Source organism: Streptomyces sp. NPDC016309, assembly GCF_043077235.1.
Lineage (GTDB): Bacteria > Actinomycetota > Actinomycetes > Streptomycetales > Streptomycetaceae > Streptomyces.
In genome coordinates this window covers 78,828-94,755 of sequence record NZ_JBIBSG010000008.1, presented here as the reverse complement: position 1 = coordinate 94,755, position 15,928 = coordinate 78,828, and the positions used below count along the sequence as shown (strand labels likewise).

At 74.1% G+C, this 15,928-nt stretch carries 14 protein-coding genes and 1 pseudogene; 5 read left to right on the top strand and 10 right to left on the bottom strand.

Translation table 11 applies throughout. From position 1 onward, the window contains the following. Positions 1-19: 19 nt before the first annotated feature. Positions 20-520 (bottom strand): redox-sensitive transcriptional activator SoxR, encoded by a 501-nt coding sequence (gene soxR / locus ACF068_RS21005; protein ID WP_392275787.1) that lies wholly within the window; start codon positions 518-520, stop codon positions 20-22. A 102-nt stretch (positions 521-622) separates the two neighbouring features. On the opposite strand from soxR, the gene ACF068_RS21000 reads away from it, so the two are divergent. Beyond that, positions 623-1,084 (top strand): MaoC family dehydratase, encoded by a 462-nt coding sequence (locus ACF068_RS21000; protein WP_392275786.1) that lies wholly within the window; start codon positions 623-625, stop codon positions 1,082-1,084. Here the strand turns inward: ACF068_RS21000 and ACF068_RS20995 are convergent. Genes ACF068_RS20995 through ACF068_RS20985 form a run of 3 tightly spaced genes read right to left on the bottom strand, consistent with a single transcriptional unit; the run spans position 1,075 to position 3,273 of the window. Next, on the bottom strand, positions 1,075-1,716 hold the full coding sequence (locus ACF068_RS20995) for a TetR/AcrR family transcriptional regulator (RefSeq protein ID WP_392275785.1): 642 nt from the start codon (positions 1,714-1,716) through the stop codon (positions 1,075-1,077). The two genes, ACF068_RS21000 and ACF068_RS20995, sit on opposite strands and share 10 nt — an antisense overlap. 59 nt (positions 1,717-1,775) lie before the next feature. Then, a complete protein-coding gene (locus ACF068_RS20990) occupies positions 1,776-2,063 on the bottom strand; it encodes a YiaA/YiaB family inner membrane protein (RefSeq protein ID WP_392275784.1) in 288 nt (95 codons plus the stop codon). 58 nt (positions 2,064-2,121) lie between these two features. Next, complete coding sequence (locus ACF068_RS20985) at positions 2,122-3,273, bottom strand: acyl-CoA dehydrogenase family protein (RefSeq protein ID WP_392275783.1); 1,152 nt, start codon at positions 3,271-3,273, stop codon at positions 2,122-2,124. A gap of 62 nt (positions 3,274-3,335) precedes the next feature. Between ACF068_RS20985 and ACF068_RS20980 the strand changes: the two genes are divergently transcribed. After that, positions 3,336-4,031 (top strand): TetR/AcrR family transcriptional regulator, encoded by a 696-nt coding sequence (locus ACF068_RS20980; protein ID WP_392275782.1) that lies wholly within the window; start codon positions 3,336-3,338, stop codon positions 4,029-4,031. Between the two features lie 114 nt (positions 4,032-4,145). On the opposite strand, the gene ACF068_RS20975 is transcribed toward ACF068_RS20980, so the two are convergent. The 6 genes from ACF068_RS20975 to ACF068_RS20950 all read right to left on the bottom strand — a co-directional run bounded on the left by ACF068_RS20975 (position 4,146) and on the right by ACF068_RS20950 (position 12,289). After that, a complete protein-coding gene (locus ACF068_RS20975; protein WP_392275781.1) occupies positions 4,146-5,225 on the bottom strand; it encodes a zinc-binding dehydrogenase in 1,080 nt (359 codons plus the stop codon). Positions 5,226-5,259: 34 nt separating this feature from the next. Beyond that, a complete protein-coding gene (locus tag ACF068_RS20970; RefSeq protein ID WP_392275780.1) occupies positions 5,260-6,654 on the bottom strand; it encodes an aldehyde dehydrogenase family protein in 1,395 nt (464 codons plus the stop codon). A gap of 104 nt (positions 6,655-6,758) precedes the next feature. Then, a complete protein-coding gene (locus tag ACF068_RS20965; protein WP_392275779.1) occupies positions 6,759-7,226 on the bottom strand; it encodes a DUF3574 domain-containing protein in 468 nt (155 codons plus the stop codon). A gap of 120 nt (positions 7,227-7,346) precedes the next feature. Further along, positions 7,347-8,579, bottom strand: coding sequence for an MFS transporter (locus ACF068_RS20960; protein WP_392275778.1), 1,233 nt, complete (start codon positions 8,577-8,579; stop codon positions 7,347-7,349). Then, positions 8,579-9,961, bottom strand: a complete 1,383-nt coding sequence (locus ACF068_RS20955) for a CitMHS family transporter (RefSeq protein WP_392275777.1) — start codon at positions 9,959-9,961, stop codon at positions 8,579-8,581. The genes ACF068_RS20960 and ACF068_RS20955 overlap by 1 nt, the downstream gene beginning before the upstream one ends. Before the next feature lie 120 nt (positions 9,962-10,081). Then, entirely contained in the window at positions 10,082-12,289 is a 2,208-nt protein-coding gene (locus tag ACF068_RS20950) for a molybdopterin oxidoreductase family protein (RefSeq protein WP_392275776.1), read from the bottom strand. 326 nt (positions 12,290-12,615) lie between these two features. Here ACF068_RS20950 and hmgA point away from each other — a divergent pair, with 326 nt between their 5' ends. From hmgA to ACF068_RS20935, 3 genes and pseudogenes are all read left to right on the top strand, one after another. Continuing rightward, entirely contained in the window at positions 12,616-13,938 is a 1,323-nt protein-coding gene (hmgA, locus tag ACF068_RS20945) for a homogentisate 1,2-dioxygenase (protein WP_392275775.1), read from the top strand. A 12-nt stretch (positions 13,939-13,950) separates the two neighbouring features. Further along, the gene (locus tag ACF068_RS20940) at positions 13,951-14,700 is read left to right on the top strand and encodes a GntR family transcriptional regulator (protein ID WP_392275774.1); all 750 of its coding nucleotides are present in this window, start codon (positions 13,951-13,953) and stop codon (positions 14,698-14,700) included. Positions 14,701-14,714: 14 nt separating this feature from the next. Beyond that, positions 14,715-15,913, top strand: a pseudogene (locus ACF068_RS20935) (type ISP restriction/modification enzyme). Positions 15,914-15,928: the final 15 nt, after the last annotated feature.

Sequence of the window (15,928 nt, the reverse complement as noted above, 5' to 3'; positions counted from 1 at the left end):
CCGGCACCGCGAGCGGGGGCTACGCCGGCGCTTCGGACCCGGGGGTCTTCCGGCCGGCCGGCCGCCGCGCCTCGGGCAGCAGGCGGGAGCCGGCGAGGCGCTCACCGAAGACGTCGTCCGGGTTGGACAGCACGCACGTCTCCAGGGAGAGGCAGCCGCAGCCGATGCAGTCGGTCAGATGGTCGCGCAGCCGGCCGAGCTGCTTGATCCGCTCGTCCAGTTCCGCGCGCCACGCCTCGGACAGCCGCGCCCAGTCCTCCCGGGTGGGCGTGCGCTCCTCGGGCAGCCGCGCCAGGGCGTCCCGGATCGTGGCCAGCGGGATGCCCACGCGTTGCGCGGCGCGCACGAAGGCGACCCGGCGCAGCGCGTCCCTGCTGTAGCGGCGCTGGTTGCCGCTGGTGCGGCGGCTGCTGATGAGGCCCTTGGACTCGTAGAAGTGCAGGGCCGAGACGGCCGCCCCGCTGCGCGCGGAAAGCTGGCCGACGGTGAGCTCGTGGATCTTCTCTGGAAGCTGCGGCACCCCTCGAACCCTACTGGTCGTCCCCGGCGGTCCGTTGACAGGAGCGCACCCGGCCAGCATGCTGAGCAAGCGCTTAGACATCGAGAGTCAGGGAGCCGGGACATGGCAGAGCCGAGGATCTTCACGTCCGCCGACGAGCTGCGCGGCGCGGTGGGCGAACAGCTCGGGCACAGCGACTGGCTGGAGGTCGAGCAGAAGCGGATCGACCTGTTCGCCGAGGCCACCGGCGACCACCAGTGGATCCACGTGGACCCCGAGCGCGCCGCCTCGGGACCCTTCGGGACGACCATCGCGCACGGCTACCTCACGCTGTCGCTGCTGCCCCTCCTCGTACCGCAGATCATGCGGGTGGAGGGCATGCGGATGGGCGTCAACTACGGGACCAACAAGGTCCGCTTCCCCGCCCCGGTGCCGGTCGGCTCGCGGCTGCGCGCCACGGCCCTCCTCAAGGACGTCGAGGACGCGGGCGGCGGTGTGCAGGTGACGGCCGTGGTCACGGTGGAGCGCGAGGGCGGCGACAAGCCGGTGTGCGTCGCCGAGTCCCTGTCCCGCTACTACTTCTGAGCGCCGGGGGCCCCGGCCCCCACCATGCGCAGGACGAGGTCGGCGTAGAGCGCGCCGACCTCGTCGGGCGTCCGGCGTCCGGCGGTGCTGAACCAGCGGGCCACGTCGATGCAGAGCGAGAGCACCGCCAGGGTGGTGCCGGAGACGTCGGGGACGTCGAACTCGCCCGCCGCCACGCCCTCGTTGATGATCCGGCGCACCGCGGCGTCGCTCTTGCGGCGCAGCTCGAAGATCTCCTCGCGGTGCTCGGCGCCGAGCGACTCGAGTTCGTACTGCACCACGCGCGCGGTGGTGCGCCGTCCGGCATGCCAGCGGACGAAGGAGCGTACGGCGTCGGCGAGCCGCTCCGCGGCGGTCCCGGGGCCGTCGGCGGCGGCCTGGAGTATCTCCAGGGCCTTCACGTGGCCGATGCGGCTGATCCGGTGGAGCAGCTCTTCCTTGGTCTTGTAGTGGATGTAGAGCGCCGCCGGGCTCATACCCGCCCGGCCCGCGATGTCGCGGGTGGTGGTGGCGTGGTAGCCGCGCTCGGCGAAGGCCTCGACGGCGGCGACGAGCAGCCGCCTGGCCGCGTCGGGGGTCACCTCGTCCCACGGCGTGTCCTCGCCGCCGGCCGTCTCCTCCGCCGTGCTCATCGTTCGCCCCTTCCGGTGGTCGCGGGAGGGAACACCATACCCCGACAGTGAGCAAGCGCTTAGAGCTTCTGGAACGGGTCGTGCTCGGCGAGCAGCTTCTCCAGCCGGGCCTGGTCGACGCGGCTGGTGATCTGCCCGGCCTCCTGCCGGTCGCGGACGACCTTGGCGAGGGTGAAGGCGGAGGTGGTGAGGTAGAGCACGGCGATGCCGAGGAAGGCGCGCACCCAGGCGTCGGTCTCCAGGTTGAAGATGCCGAGCGCGACCGCGCCGAGGGCGACCGCGAAGGACGCGACGGCCTGGCCGTAGTAGGCGGCGGTGTTCTGCTGCTTGACCGGTGTGTCACTCATGGGGACAGGATGCGCGGCTGTGGCACGGCCCGTATCCGTACCCGTACTCACACCGTACTCAGAAGGCGGAGACCCCGGTCAGGGCGCGGCCGATGATGAGCTTCTGGATCTGGCTGGTGCCTTCGTAGAGGGTCATCACCCGGGCGTCGCGGAGGAGTTTGCCGACCGGGTACTCGTCGATGTAGCCGTAACCGCCGAAGACCTGGAGGGCGTTGTTGGCGGAGCGCACGGCGGCCTCGGAGGCGAAGAGCTTGGCCTTGGAGGCGGCCGTGGCGAACTCCTCGCCCCGGTCGACGAGATCGGCGACCCGCCAGGTGAGCAGCCGCGCCGCGTCCACGTCCACCGCGATGTCGCTGATCAGCTCCTGGACGAGCTGGTACGAGGCGATGGGCTTGCCGAACTGCTCCCGCTCCCCCGCGTACCGCACGGCCGCGTCCAGCGCGGCCCTGGCGATGCCGACGCAGCCGGCGGCGACCGACATCCGGCCCTTGGCGAGCGCGGACATGGCGATGGAGAAGCCCTTGCCCTCGGGGCCGAGCAGGGCGGAGGCGGGGACCCGGACGCCCTCCAGGACCAGTTCGGCGGTGGCCTGGCCGCGCAGGCCCAGCTTGCCGTGGATGGTGCGGCGGGTGAGGCCGGGGGTGTCGGTGGGGACGAGGAAGGCGGAGACGCCCCGGTGGCCGGGGCGGTCCCCGGTCCGGGCGAAGAGGAGCACCACATCGGCCCAGGTGCCGTTGGTGATGAACATCTTGGTGCCGTCGATGACGTAGTCGCCGCCGTCGCGCACGGCCCGGGTGGTGAGGTTCCCGGCGTCGGACCCCGTGCCGGGCTCGGTGAGGCCGAAGCAGCCGATCGCGTCGCCGGAGGTGAGCCGGGGCAGCCAGTGCCGCTTCTGCTCCTCGTCGCCCCAGGCCGCGACCGTCTTGGCGACCAGACCGAGGGAGACGGAGACGATGCCGCGCACGGAGGAGTCGCCGCGCCCCAGCTCCTCGGTCACCAGGCAGTACGCCAGGTGGTCACCGCCCGAGCCGCCGTACTCCTCCGGCACGGTCAGGCCGAGGAAGCCGAGCGCGCCGAGCTTCTTGACGATCGACTTGTCGACGTTCTCGGCGCGGTCCCACGCCACGACGTGCGGGGCGATCTCGCGCTGGACGAAGTCCTCGGCGAGCTGCCGGACGGCTTCCTGCTCGTCGCTCAGCTCCAGGTCCATACCCGCACACCCCACTTTAACTATCACTGCTAGTTTCTTGTGCCAGGCCTACTATGTGCCGCATGGCCCGACCGCGCAAGCCCCTCCTCAGCCGAGACCGCATCGTCGCCACGGCCGCCGCGCTCGTGGACGCGGAGGGCCTGGACGCCGTCTCCACCCGGCGTCTCGCCGCCGAGCTGGGCGTCAGCGGGCCGTCGCTCTACAACCACTTCCGGACGAAGGACGAGATCCTGGAGGCGGTCGCGGACTCCGTGAGCGCCCGGGTCGACCTGTCGATGTTCGACGAGTCCGACGGCCGCGACTGGCGTACGGCCCTGCACGACTGGGCCGTCTCCTACCGCGCGGCCCTCACCGCCCACCCGAACGTCGTCCCGGTGCTGGCCCGGGGGCCGGGCCGCCGTCCGGCGGGCCTCCGGGTCGCCGACGCCGTCTTCGGCGCCATGGTCCGCGCGGGCTGGCCCCCGGCCCAGGCCACCCACATCGGCGCGCTGATGCGGTACTTCATCACCGGCTCGGCGCTCGGCTCGTTCGCCCGCGGCTTCGTCGACGACGAGACGGCGTACGACCCGGCCGACTACCCCCACCTGGGCCAGGCCCATCTGCTCGCCGAACGCCAGGAGCAGGTCGACGAGGGCGCCTTCGAAACGGGCCTGCGGGCGCTGTTGGACGGACTGGCGGTCCGCTACGAGGGCGTACGGGACGCACCGCCCCCGGGCGGCTCCGTGGCGCGGGACGCTTCGGCCGGGGCCGAACGGTAGCCGCGCGGCCCCGCGGCGCGCCGACGCACGGACGCCCCGGCCGCGCGGGGCGGGCCGGGGCGTCCGCCGGGCCGGGCGGGACCGGGAGGTTCCCGGTCGGGCGGGTGCGGAGGCCTAGAAGACCACCAGGGCGCGGCCGCCCTTGCCCGCGAGCATGTTGTCGAACGCCGCCGGGATGCCCTCGAGCCCGATCCGCTCGGTGACGAGCGCGTCCAGGTCGAGCCGTCCGGCGCGGATGTGCGCGGCGAGGACGGGCAGGTCGGCGGCGGGGTCGGAGTTGCCGTACACGCAGCCCGAGAGCGTCCGGCCCCAGTGGAAGATCTCCAGGGCGTTGAACGTCACCTGCTGGTCCTTGCCGCCGATGCCGACGACCGTGGTGCGGCCGCCGCGCCGGGTGGAGTCCCAGGCGGTACGGATGGTGGCGGCGCGGCCGACGCACTCGACCGCCACGTCGGCGCCGTGCCCGCCGGTGAGCTTCCGGACCTCCTTGGCCGTGGTCTCGGAGGCGACCAGGTACTCGGTGGCCCCGGCCCGCCGGGCGAGCCCTTCCTTCTCGGGCGAGACGTCGACCGCGATGACCGGCCCCGCGCCCGCGATCCGCGCCGCCTGGAGGGTCGCGAGGCCCACCCCGCCGACGCCGAACACGACGACGGACTCGCCCTCGCGGACCCGCGCGGAGTGGTGGACCGCCCCGTACCCGGTGAGGACGGCGCAGCCGAGGAGGGCGGCGTCGGTGAGCGGTACCCCGTCGGGGACGGGGAGCACGCAGTTGGCGGCGACGACGGTCTCCTCGGCGAACGCGGCGACGTTCAGGCCCGGGTGGAGCTCCCTGCCGTCCTCGGTGACGGCGTGGACGTTGCCCGCGCCGGTGAGGGCGTCGGCGCACAGCCACACCTCGCCGAGCGTGCAGGGGTGGCAGGAGCCGCAGGACGGCGCCCAGTTGAGGACGACGCCGTCGCCGGGGGCGACGTGGGTGACGCCCTCGCCCACGGCGAGCACGGTGCCGGCGCCCTCGTGGCCGAGGACGGCGGGGACGGGCACCCGCATGGTGCCGTTGGACAGCGACAGATCGGAGTGGCAGACGCCGGCGGCGGCGAGGCGGACCCTCACCTGGCCGGGGCCGGGCTCCGGGAGTTCGATGCCGGTGATCTCCAGCGGAGCACCTATGGCGGGCAGGACGGCGGCGCGGACCACGATCGTTTCTCTCTCTCCCGGTGCGTCGACCGGCTCAGAACTGGAGGGACTTGGTCTGGAGGTACTCGGTGAGGCCGTGCGCGCCGAGCTCGCGCCCGACACCGGACTCCTTGTAGCCGCCGAAGGGGGCGAGCGGGTTGAAGCGGCCGCCGTTGATGTCGACCTGGCCCGTCTGCATGCGGCGCGCGAACGCGACGGCCTCCGCCTCGTCGCCGGCCCACACCGCGCCGGCGAGGCCGTACGGGGAGTCGTTGGCGATCCGGAGGGCGTCCTCCTCGTCCGCGTACTTGAGGAACGAGACGACCGGGCCGAAGATCTCCTCCCGGGCGATGGTCATCTCGGGGGTGACGTCGGCGAAGACGGTGGGGCTGACGTAGTAGCCCTTGTCGAGGGGCGGTTCGGTGCCGCCCGTGACGAGCCGGGCGCCCTCCTCGACGCCCTTCTCGATGTAGCCGCGGACACGCTGGAGCTGCTTGGCGTTGACCATCGGGCCGAGCCGGTCGCCGGGGGTGAACTTGGCGACGGCCTCCGCCGCGATCGACACGGCCTCCTCGTACTGGTCCTCGTGCACCAGGACCCGGGTCAGCGCGCTGCACCGCTGGCCGGAGTTGGACAGGGCGTTCGCCAGGCCGACCTGGACCGCCTTGGCGAGGTCGGCGGAGGGCAGGATGACGTTGGGGGACTTGCCGCCGAGTTCCAGGGCGACCCGCTTGACGGCTCCGCCCGCGAGCGCGCCCATCCGCTTGCCGACGGCGGTGGAGCCGGTGAAGGAGATCATGTCCACCCCCTCGTGCTCGGCGAGCGCCTGGCCGGCGACCGGTCCCAGGCCGGTGACCAGGTTGAAGACGCCGGCGGGGAAGCCGGCCTCCTCGACGGCCTCGGCGAAGAGCTGGGCGGTGAGCGGGGTGTCCTCGGCGGGCTTGAGCACCACGGTGCAGCCGGCGGCCAGGGCGGGGGCCACCTTGGCGACCACCTGGTGGAGCGGGTAGTTCCAGGGCGTGATGGCGCCCACCACGCCGATCGGTTCGAGCAGGACGGTGGAGTTGCCGACCTTCTCCTCGAACGGGTGCGACGCGGCCATCTCCGCGTACGTGCCGGTGATCAGGACCGGCAGCCCGGCGTGCACCTGCTGGGCGAGCTGCTCCGGCGCGCCGAGCTCGGCCGTCACCGTGGCGGCGATCTCCTCCTGGCGCGCGGCGAGCACGTCGCGCAGGGCGGTGAGCCGGGCGGCCCGCTCGGCGGGCGGGGTGGCGGCCCAGGCGGGGAAGGCCGCCCGGGCGGCCCGGACCGCCGCGTCGACGTCCTCGGCCGTGCCGGCCGGGACGTGGGCGATGACCTGCTCGTCCGCCGGGTTCACCACCGCGATGGTGTCGGTGCCTGCGGCGGGCCGCCAGGCACCGTCGATGTACATCCCCTCGTGGGCCTTCATCCGCTTCTCCTCCGGGCCGTCGGACCGTTCTCCATGGTCTTCCGACCCCAAACTAGCGGTGGTAGTTTTCTGACGCCAGGGGCTGCGGGACCGAGCACATCACATCAGAAGTCCGCCGTGGTCCTCTCATCGAGGCGGGCGACCGACTCCTGGCCGAAAGTACGCTCATACGCGGCGCGGATCCGCTCGATCCGCGGATCGCGGGCGGCCGCCTCCGCCGGCGGGTAGAGCAGGACCAGTTCGTACGAGCGCTCCCGCTCGATCCCGCCGTTCGCGTCCCGCCACTGCCCCCGCCCCTCCCGCACGGTCAGCCCCTCCGGGAAGGCGGGGGTGACCTCGCGGTCGACGAACGCCATGAACTGCCGGTCGGTGACGGCCGGTCCGCCGTCGGGCCGCCCGGTCCCGAAGAGCAGCCGCGTCTCCCGGTAGGCCGCGCCCCGGGCGCTGCCGGCCGCGGTGCCGGCCGCCCCGTCGTCGCCGAGGGCCGCGTACGCGGCGGGGGCGCCGGCCGCGAGCAGGACGGCCGCCGTGGCGACGGCCAGGCGGGCGCGGGCGGTGGTCGGGATCGGCATGACGTGCCCTTCCGTGCGGGGACGTGAGCGCGATCACTCTGGCAGTCCGCCGCCGTCCGGACCGGCCGAAACACCGGAACCGACCGGATCCGGTGACCCGGGAGCACCCGGGCCGTGGCGTCAGGTGCGCTGCCGGCCCTCGTGGGCAGCGCGGCGCCCGGCCCGGGGGCGCGGGGCCGCGTCCTGGCCGGGCCGGCGTCCCGCCCTTACGCCCAGCCCCGCCGACGCCACCAGCAGAACGCCGAGCAGGACGAAAGGCGCCGCCACGCCCGCGACCCCGGCGACCAGGCCGGCCGAGGCGGGGGCCGCGACCTGGCCGAGCCGGTTGCCGGTCAGGCGCAGGGCGAGGGCCGTGGAGCGGGCCCCGGCGGGGGCGGCCCCCACCACGGTGGTCATCGACAGCGGCTGGCCGACGCCGAGGCAGAAGCCCAGCAGCACCAGCACCACCGCCAGCACCGGTACCGGGAGCGGCAGGGCGATCCCGGCGCACAGCAGCCCGGCGAGCAGGCAGGTGCCGGTGAGCAGGGCCGTACGGCCGACCATCCGGATCATCGGTGTCATGACCAGCCGGCAGGCGATGGTGGCGGCGGCGCGCAGGCTCAGCAGCAGTCCCACGGTGGCGGGGGCGATGGCGCGGTGCTCCCCCACCACCGGCAGGTACGCGGTGAGGACGTCGGTCGCCGAGAGCACCGCGAGGCTGATGAAGATGCCGGCCGGGACGCCCCGCGTCCGCAGGATCCGGTGCACCGGGACCCTGCCCCGCTCCACGCGCGCGTGGCCGGTCCCGGCGCGGTCCTCGACGCGCCACAGGGACGTGAAGGCCACGGCCGCGACGCCCGCCGAGACCGCCAGGGCCAGGGCGCTGGTACGGCCCATGGCGCCGTCGTGGCCGGAGATCAGCAGGCCCGCGGCGACCGGCCCCACGAGCTGGCCCAGCGACGCGCCGATGGTGAAGTGCCCGAAGTCGCGGTCCTGGTCGGCCGGGAGGGACCTGCGGGCCACCAGGGACTGGGCGCCGATGACGAAGCACAGGTGGCCGAGGCCCATGACCCCGCTCCACGCGGCCATCCACCCGAGCGTGCCCGCCGTCGCGCTCAGCGCGCACCCGCCGGCTATCAGCACCACGCCGGCGGACAGCAGCGGGCCGCACCGCCCCCGGTCGGTCCGGCGCCCCAGGGGTACGGCGGCGAACAGCGGCAGCAGCGCGTAGACGCCCGCGACGGCACCGACCGCGCGCTCGTCGGCGCCCAGGGCCAGGGCGCGGTACGACACGGCGGGCCGCGCCATCGACACCGCCCCCTGCGCGAAGCCGAAGGCGATGACGAGGCGCAGCAGCCAGTACCGGCGCTCCATCAGACGGTGCCGAAGAGGATTCCCGCGCCGAGCACCACCAGCGAGGTGAGCGCGGCCCACTTCACGGTGAACCGGGTGTGGTCGCCGAACTCGACCTTGGCCATGCCGACCAGGACGTAGACGGCGGGCACGAGCGGGCTGGACATGTGCAGCGCCTGGCCCGCCAGCGAGGCGCGGGCGATCTCCAGCGGTGACACGCCGTGGGCGGCGCCGGCCTCGGCGAGGACGGGCAGGACGCCGAAGTAGAAGCCGTCGTTCGACATGAAGTACGTCAGCGGCAGGCTCAGCAGGCCGGTGACCAGTGCCATGTGCGGGCCCATGGCGTCCGGGACGGCACCGACGAGCCAGTCGGCCATGTGCTCGACCATGCCGGTGCCGGTGAGCACGCCGGTGAAGACGGCGGCGGCGAAGACCATGCCGGAGACGTTGAGGACGTTGTCGGCGTGGGCGGCGATGCGGGCCTTCTGGTCGGGCATGTGCGGGAAGTTGACCGTCAGGGCGAGGGCCGCGCCGATCAGGAAGAGCACCGGGATGGGCAGCACTTCCAGGATCATGGCGGTGAGCAGGACCACGGTGAGGGCCGCGTTGAACCAGTACAGCCGGGGCCGCAGGGTGGGGCGGTCGGGGTCGAGTCCCTGGAAGGCCCCCTCGGGCTCCGGTCCGGTGCCGCCGGCCGCGGGGCCCGCGGGGCGGCCCCCCTCGGCGTCCCCGCCCGCCGTGACCAGCACGCTCTCCGGCCGCGGCGCCATGGCCCCGTCCAGGCTCAGGTGCCCCAGGCGGGTGCGCTCCCGCCGCCCCAGGACGTACGCCAGGACGAAGACGAACACCAGGCCGACCCCGAGGGCGGGGATCATCGGTACGAAGATGTCGCCGGCGTCCAGCTTGAGGGCGGTGGCCGCGCGGGCGGTGGGACCGCCCCAGGGCAGGGTGTTCATGACGCCGTTGGCGGTGGCGGCGACACCGGTCAGGACGACCGGGCTCATCCCCAGGCGCTTGTAGAGCGGGTACATCGCCGAGACGGTGATCATGAAGGTGGTCGAGCCGTCGCCGTCGAGCGAGACGATCGCGGCGAGCACCGCCGTACCGACGACGATCCGCATGGGGTCGGCCTTGCAGAAGCGCAGGATGCCCCGGACGACCGGATCGAAGAGCCCGACGTCGATCATCACGCCGAAGTAGACGATGGCGAACATCAGCATCGCGGCGGTGGGCGCGAGCTTGCCCACGCCTTCGATGACGTAGTCGCCGAGGTGCGCGCCCTGTCCGACGAGGACGCAGAACAGGGCGGGGATGAGGACGAGCGCCGCGATCGGCGACATCTTCTTCAGCATGATCAGGACCAGGAAGGTCGCGATCATGCCGAAGCCGAGGATGGTCAGCATGGAGGACACCTAACGTTCACCCTTGAACTCCACCGGGGGCGGCGGCCCGGACGACGTTAGGTGCCCCGTTCTGCCGTCAGCAAGGTGTTGACGCGTGAGCAATACGAGCAAAACCCCAGGTCATGGCGCCGGTGATACCTGTACGGGGAAGCCGTTGAGCACGGCGGTGCCGGACAGGGGGTCGAGCCGGGTGCCGTCGAGGAGCTGGTTGACGTTGACGCCGGGGCGCGTCGAGGCGACGGTCGTGCGCGTGCCGGGCCGGTCGTGCCCCCAGCCGTGCGGAAGGCTCACCACGCCCCGGCGCACGGTGTCGGTCACCTCCACCGGGACCCGGAGCTCGCCGCCCTCGCCCTTCACCCGGGCGGGGGTGCCGTCGGTGAGCCCCAGGCGGGCCGCGTCGTCGGGGTGGACCTGGAGGGTGCAGGTGTTGGTGCCGCCGTTGAGTGTGGGGACGTTGTGCATCCAGCTGTTGTTGGAGCGGAGGTGACGCCGGCCGACGAGGAGCAGCGTGTCGTCGGCGGGCGGGGCGGCGTGGAGGAAGGCGCGCAGCCGGGGCAGGTCGGCGGCGATGGGGTCCGGCAGGAGTTCGACGCGGCCGCTGCGGGTCTTCAGGATCTGCGGGACGCGCGGCTCCAGGGGGCCCAGGTCGATGCCGTGGGGGTGCTCCCGGAGCCGGTCGAGCGTCAGCCCGTACGGGCCGAGGCGCAGCATCAGGTCCAGGCGCCGCTCGGCGCCGGTGCGGCCGGTGAGCCGGGCCGCGTACTCCTCGGGGTCCTGGCCGTAGGCGGGTGAGTGCGGCTCGGTGACGGCCTTGGCGAGGGTGCGCCGGATGACCATGTCGTCGACGGCGGACGGGTCGGCGCCGTGCATGCCGGTCGCGGCCAGGACCAGCCGGGCGTGGATCTCGCACTCGTCCATGCGGCCCGGTTCCAGCGGGACGGGCGCGGGCGTGTGGCGGACCTGGTTACGGACGGCGAACCCGTTGAACGCGAAGTCGAAGTGGGCGCTCTGGGAGGGCGGCGGCGGGGGCAGGACCACGTGCGCGTGGCGCGAGGTCTCGTTGAGGTAGGGGTCGACGCTCACCATGAAGTCCAGCGAGGCGAGGGCCCGGTCGAGGCGGTCGCCGTCCGGGGCGGACAGCACCGGGTTGGCGGCGATGGCGACGAGCGCCCGGATCCGCCCCTCGCCGGGGGTCTCGATCTCCTCCGCCAGCGCGGCCGTGGGCAGTTCGCCCTTCGCCTCCGGGTGCCCGGACACCCGGCTCGCCCAGCGGCCCAGCGCGAAGCCCTTGCCGGGGCCCGCCGGGCGGGGCGCCGGCGCGGTGGCGGAGAGCGGGAACAGCGCGCCGCCGGGCCGGTCGAGGTTGCCGCTCAGGACGTTGAGGACGTCGACGAGCCAGTTGGTCAGCGTGCCGTACGCGACGGTGCTGCCGCCGACCCGTCCGTACACGGCCGCCGCCGGGGCCGCCGCCAGCTCGCGGGCCAGGGCCCGGATGGTGCCGGCGTCCACGTCGCACGCCCCGGCGACCGCCTCGGGCGCGAAGTCCCGTACGGCGGAACCGACTTCCTCGACCCCCCGGACGTGCCCGGCCAGTGCCCCGAGGTCGGTGAGGCCCTCCTCGTACAAGACGTGCACGAGGGCGGCGAGCAGCAGCGCGTCCGTGCCCGGGCGGATCGCGACGTGCCGGTCGGCGAGGCGCGCGGTGCGGGTGCGGCGCGGGTCGACGACGGTGAGGGTGCCGCCGCGCTTGCGCAGCGCCTTGAGCTTGCCGGGGAAGTCCGGCGCGGTGCACAGACTGCCGTTGGAGTCCAGGGGGTTGGCGCCGATCACCAGCAGGTGGGCGGTGCGGTCCAGGTCCGGTACGGGGATGGCGAACGCGTCGCCGAACATCAGCCCGCTGGAGACGTGCTTGGGCATCTGGTCGAGCGTGGAGGCGGTGAACAGGTTGCGGGTGCGCAGGGCGCCGAGGAGGACGGGCGGGTAGAGCGCCCCGGCCATGGTGTGGACGTTGGGGTTGCCGAGGACCACCCCGACGGCGTCGGCGCCGTGCCGTTCGACGAGCGGCGGCAGCCGGCGGGCGATCAGGTCGAACGCCTCGTCCCAGGAGGCCTCCCGCAGCGTGCCGTGCTCGTCGCGGACGAGCGGGGTGCGCAGACGGTCCGGGTCGGCGTCGAGCTCGCCGAACGAGGCGCCCTTGGGGCAGATGAACCCCTGGCTGAAGACGTCGTCCCGGTCGCCGCGCGCGCCGGTGACGCGTGTGCCGTCGAGGGTGAGGGTGAGCCCGCAGGTGGCTTCGCAGAGCGGGCAGATGCGCGGGGCGGTGGGCATGGCGGGCCTCCCGGGGCGGCGTGTGGGCACTCGCGGCGAGCATACCGACCGGTAGGCATGCGGGCGACGGTTTCGCGGGGCCGGGTTCCCGGGGCCTGCCCGACCCGAGCCGGGGCCGTGCCGCCCGTACCGGTAGCTGCCACCCCCTCCGCACCTGGGCGCACCGGGGAAGCGCACCGCCCTGGGGGCAGGTCCCTGCCGCCGCGCCGCCGGAACCCGACGGCTCCGGAAATCGTCCAAGACGCGCCCCGCCCCCGTTGACGTGCGGCGGACGGAATCCTACGGTCATACATAGGATTCCATCCACGCAGGTCGAGGAGCGGGCGATGACCCATGGCGGCAGCGAGCAGGCGAAGAAGATCGCCGAGGCACTGGAGTACTCCTCCGGCTTCGGCAACGAACACGGTTCGGAGGCCGTACCCGGCGCGCTGCCGCTCGGGCGGAACTCCCCGCAGCGCGCGCCGCTGGGCCTGTACGCCGAGCAGCTGAGCGGCTCCGCGTTCACCGAGCCGCGCGCCCACAACCGCCGCTCGTGGCTGTACCGCATCCGCCCCTCGGCCGCGCACCCGCCCTTCACCCGCGTGGACAACGGGGCCATCCGCACCGCGCCCTTCACCGAGACCGTCGCCGACCCCAACCGGCTGCGCTGGAACCCGCTCCCCGAGCCGGCGCCCGGCACGGACTGGCTGGCCGGCCTGTGGACGCTCGGCGGCAACGGCGACGCCGCCCAGCGCACCGGCATGGCCGTGCACCTCTACCACGCCAACGCGTCCATGGACCGTGTCTTCAGCGACTCCGACGGCGAGCTGCTGATCGTCCCCGAGCGCGGCGGACTGCTGCTCCGCACCGAGCTGGGCCTGCTCGCCGCCCGCCCCGGCGAGGTGGCGCTCGTCCCGCGCGGGGTGCGCTTCCGCGTCGAGCTGCTGGACGGGACCGCGCGCGGTTACGTGTGCGAGAACTACGGCCAGCCGTTCCAGCTCCCCGACCTGGGCCCGATCGGCGCCAACGGCCTGGCCAACCCGCGGGACTTCCGCGCCCCGGTCGCGGCCTACGAGGACGTGGAGGGCGAGGTGGAGGTGGTGAACAAGTTCTGCGGGAACCTGTGGACCGCCACGTACGGCCACTCCCCGCTGGACGTCGTCGCCTGGCACGGCAACCACGTTCCGTACGTCTACGACCTGCGCACCTTCAACGTCATCGGGACGATCTCCTACGACCACCCCGACCCGTCGATCTTCACGGTGCTCACCTCGCCGTCCGACACCCCCGGGCTCGCGGGCGTCGACTTCGTGGTCTTCGCCCCGCGCTGGCTGGTCGGCGAGGACACCTTCCGCCCGCCGTACTTCCACCGCAACGTGATGAGCGAGTACATGGGCCTGATCGAGGGCGCGTACGACGCCAAGGCCGAAGGGTTCGTCCCCGGCGGCGGCTCGCTGCACAACATGATGTCGGCCCACGGCCCCGACCGGGAGACGTTCGACAGGGCGAGCGCGGCCGAGCTGAAGCCGCAGAAGATCGACGACGGCCTGGCGTTCATGTTCGAGACGCGCTGGCCCGTCACGGCCACCGCCCAGGCGGCGGACGCCGACCACCTGCAGCGCGGGTACGACGACGTGTGGCAGGGTCTTGAGCGCCACTTTCGGCCGTAGTACGGAGTACCCGTGACCGCTTTCGCCCCTGACTCGCTGGTCCTGAACCGCAAGCTCCCGTTGTGGTACCAGGTCTCGCAGTCCCTGCGCGCCTCCATACTCGGGCGCGCGCCGGACGCCTCCTTGCGGCTGCCCACCGAGGAGCAGCTCGCCGCCCACTACGGGGTCAGCGTGCTGACCATGCGGCAGGCGCTCAAGGAGCTGGAGGCGGAGGGGCTCATCACCCGGCACCGGCGGCGCGGCACCTTCATCGAGCCGGGCGCCCGGCGCAGCGCGCCCCGCCGGCTGCTGGGTTCGATCGACGCGATCGTGGCCCAGCAGTCGGGCGAGCGGACGACGATCCTCGGCCACGGCGGCGACAAGGTGCCGGGCGATCTCGCCGAGCACTTCCCCGGGCTGTCGGAGGTGGTCGTGTACCGGCGGCTGCGCCGCGACGGCGAGAGCGGTGAGCCGACGAACTGGGCGGAGAACGCTGTCCGGCCCGAGGTCGCGGCCCGGATCGACCTGGCCGACCTGGAGCGGTGGCCGATGACGAAGGTGCTGCGGGACGCGGTGGGGGTGCGGATCAGCCGGATCACCGACACCGTGGAGGCCCGGCTCGCGGACCCGGAGACGGCCGAACTGCTCCAGGTCCCGCTGCTGTCCCCGATCCTGCACTACACGGGCGTGACCTACGACGAGGACGGCCGGGTCGTGGACGTGGCGCGCATCCGCTACCGGGGCGACCGGTTCTCCTTCACCGTCACGGTGGAGGCGGACTGAGCGCGGTCACTACCATGCGGGCCGTGACGGATGACGCGCCCCTGCTCGACGACCTGATGCCCTGGTCCGTGGCGCCGCTGCGGCTGGGGCGTTCCTGGGTGGTCGCCCCCGACGTGCGCACCCTGCGGGCCCGCTGGGCGGCGCTGGCGGCGGCCGGGGACGGCGAGCGGGAGGCGCTGTTCCGGCCCAGCCGGGCGCGGACGCTCACCAGTTCGGTGGCCGCGCTGCCCGGGCAGCGCACCGGCACGGGGCGGCTGGCGCGGGAGGCGGGGCCGTGCCCGGAGCCGGTGCGGCTGGCCCACGGGCCGTTCGACGAGCAGTGGCTGCTGCCGGACCACCGGCTGCTGGACGTGGCCCGCCCGGAGCTGTGGCGGGTGGCGGACGAGCGGCAGTCGTTCGCCGTGGAGCAGGGGTACGTGCCACGGGCGCCGGGGCCCGCGCTCCTGGTGACCGCCGCGCTGCCGGACGGCCGCTCCCCGGCGGGGCGGCCCGGCCGCATCCGCCCGCTGTACCGGCGCCCGGGCGGCCGGGAACCGAACCTCGCGCCGGGGCTGGCCGAGCTGCTGGGCGCGCGGTACGGCCGCCCGGTCGCACCCGGGGACGTGCTGGCCTGGGCGCTGGCCGCCGCCCGCCCCTCCCCCGCCGGGTGCGCCGTCCCGCTGCCGGCCGACCCCGCCGTGTGGGCGTCCGGTGTGGAGCTGGGCCACCGGATGGCGGAGGTCCAGCTAAGGGGCGCCCGGGGCGGTGAGCGCCCGCGCCTGCCCGGCGGCCGCCGCCCCTACGTGCGCGCCGCGCTCCCGGCGCGCCCGCGCGGCCTGGCGTACGACGCGGAGACCGAGGCCCTGCTGGTCGGCGACGGCGGCCGGGTGGCCCCCGTACCGGCCGAGGCCTGGGACTACCGGGTGGGCGGGATCCGCGTGCTGGAGCTCTGGTTCGCCCGCCGCACCGCCCCCGCCGAGCCGGGCACCCTGGAGGCGATCCGCCCCGCCGCATGGCCCCAGAGTGGACGTCCGAGCTGCTGGAACTGATCACCGTGCTCGCCCTCCAGGCCCAGCTCGAGTCGCTCCGGCCCGACCTGTCCGCCACCGGGCGGCTCACCCGTACCGACCTGCGCACGGCCGGCGTGCTGCCCGCCCCGGGCACGGCCCGCCGCCCCGCCTCCGTCCTGGACCGGGACGAGGAGGGCCCCGAGGGCCAGCTCGCCCTGCTGTAGCCCCCGAGGCGCCCG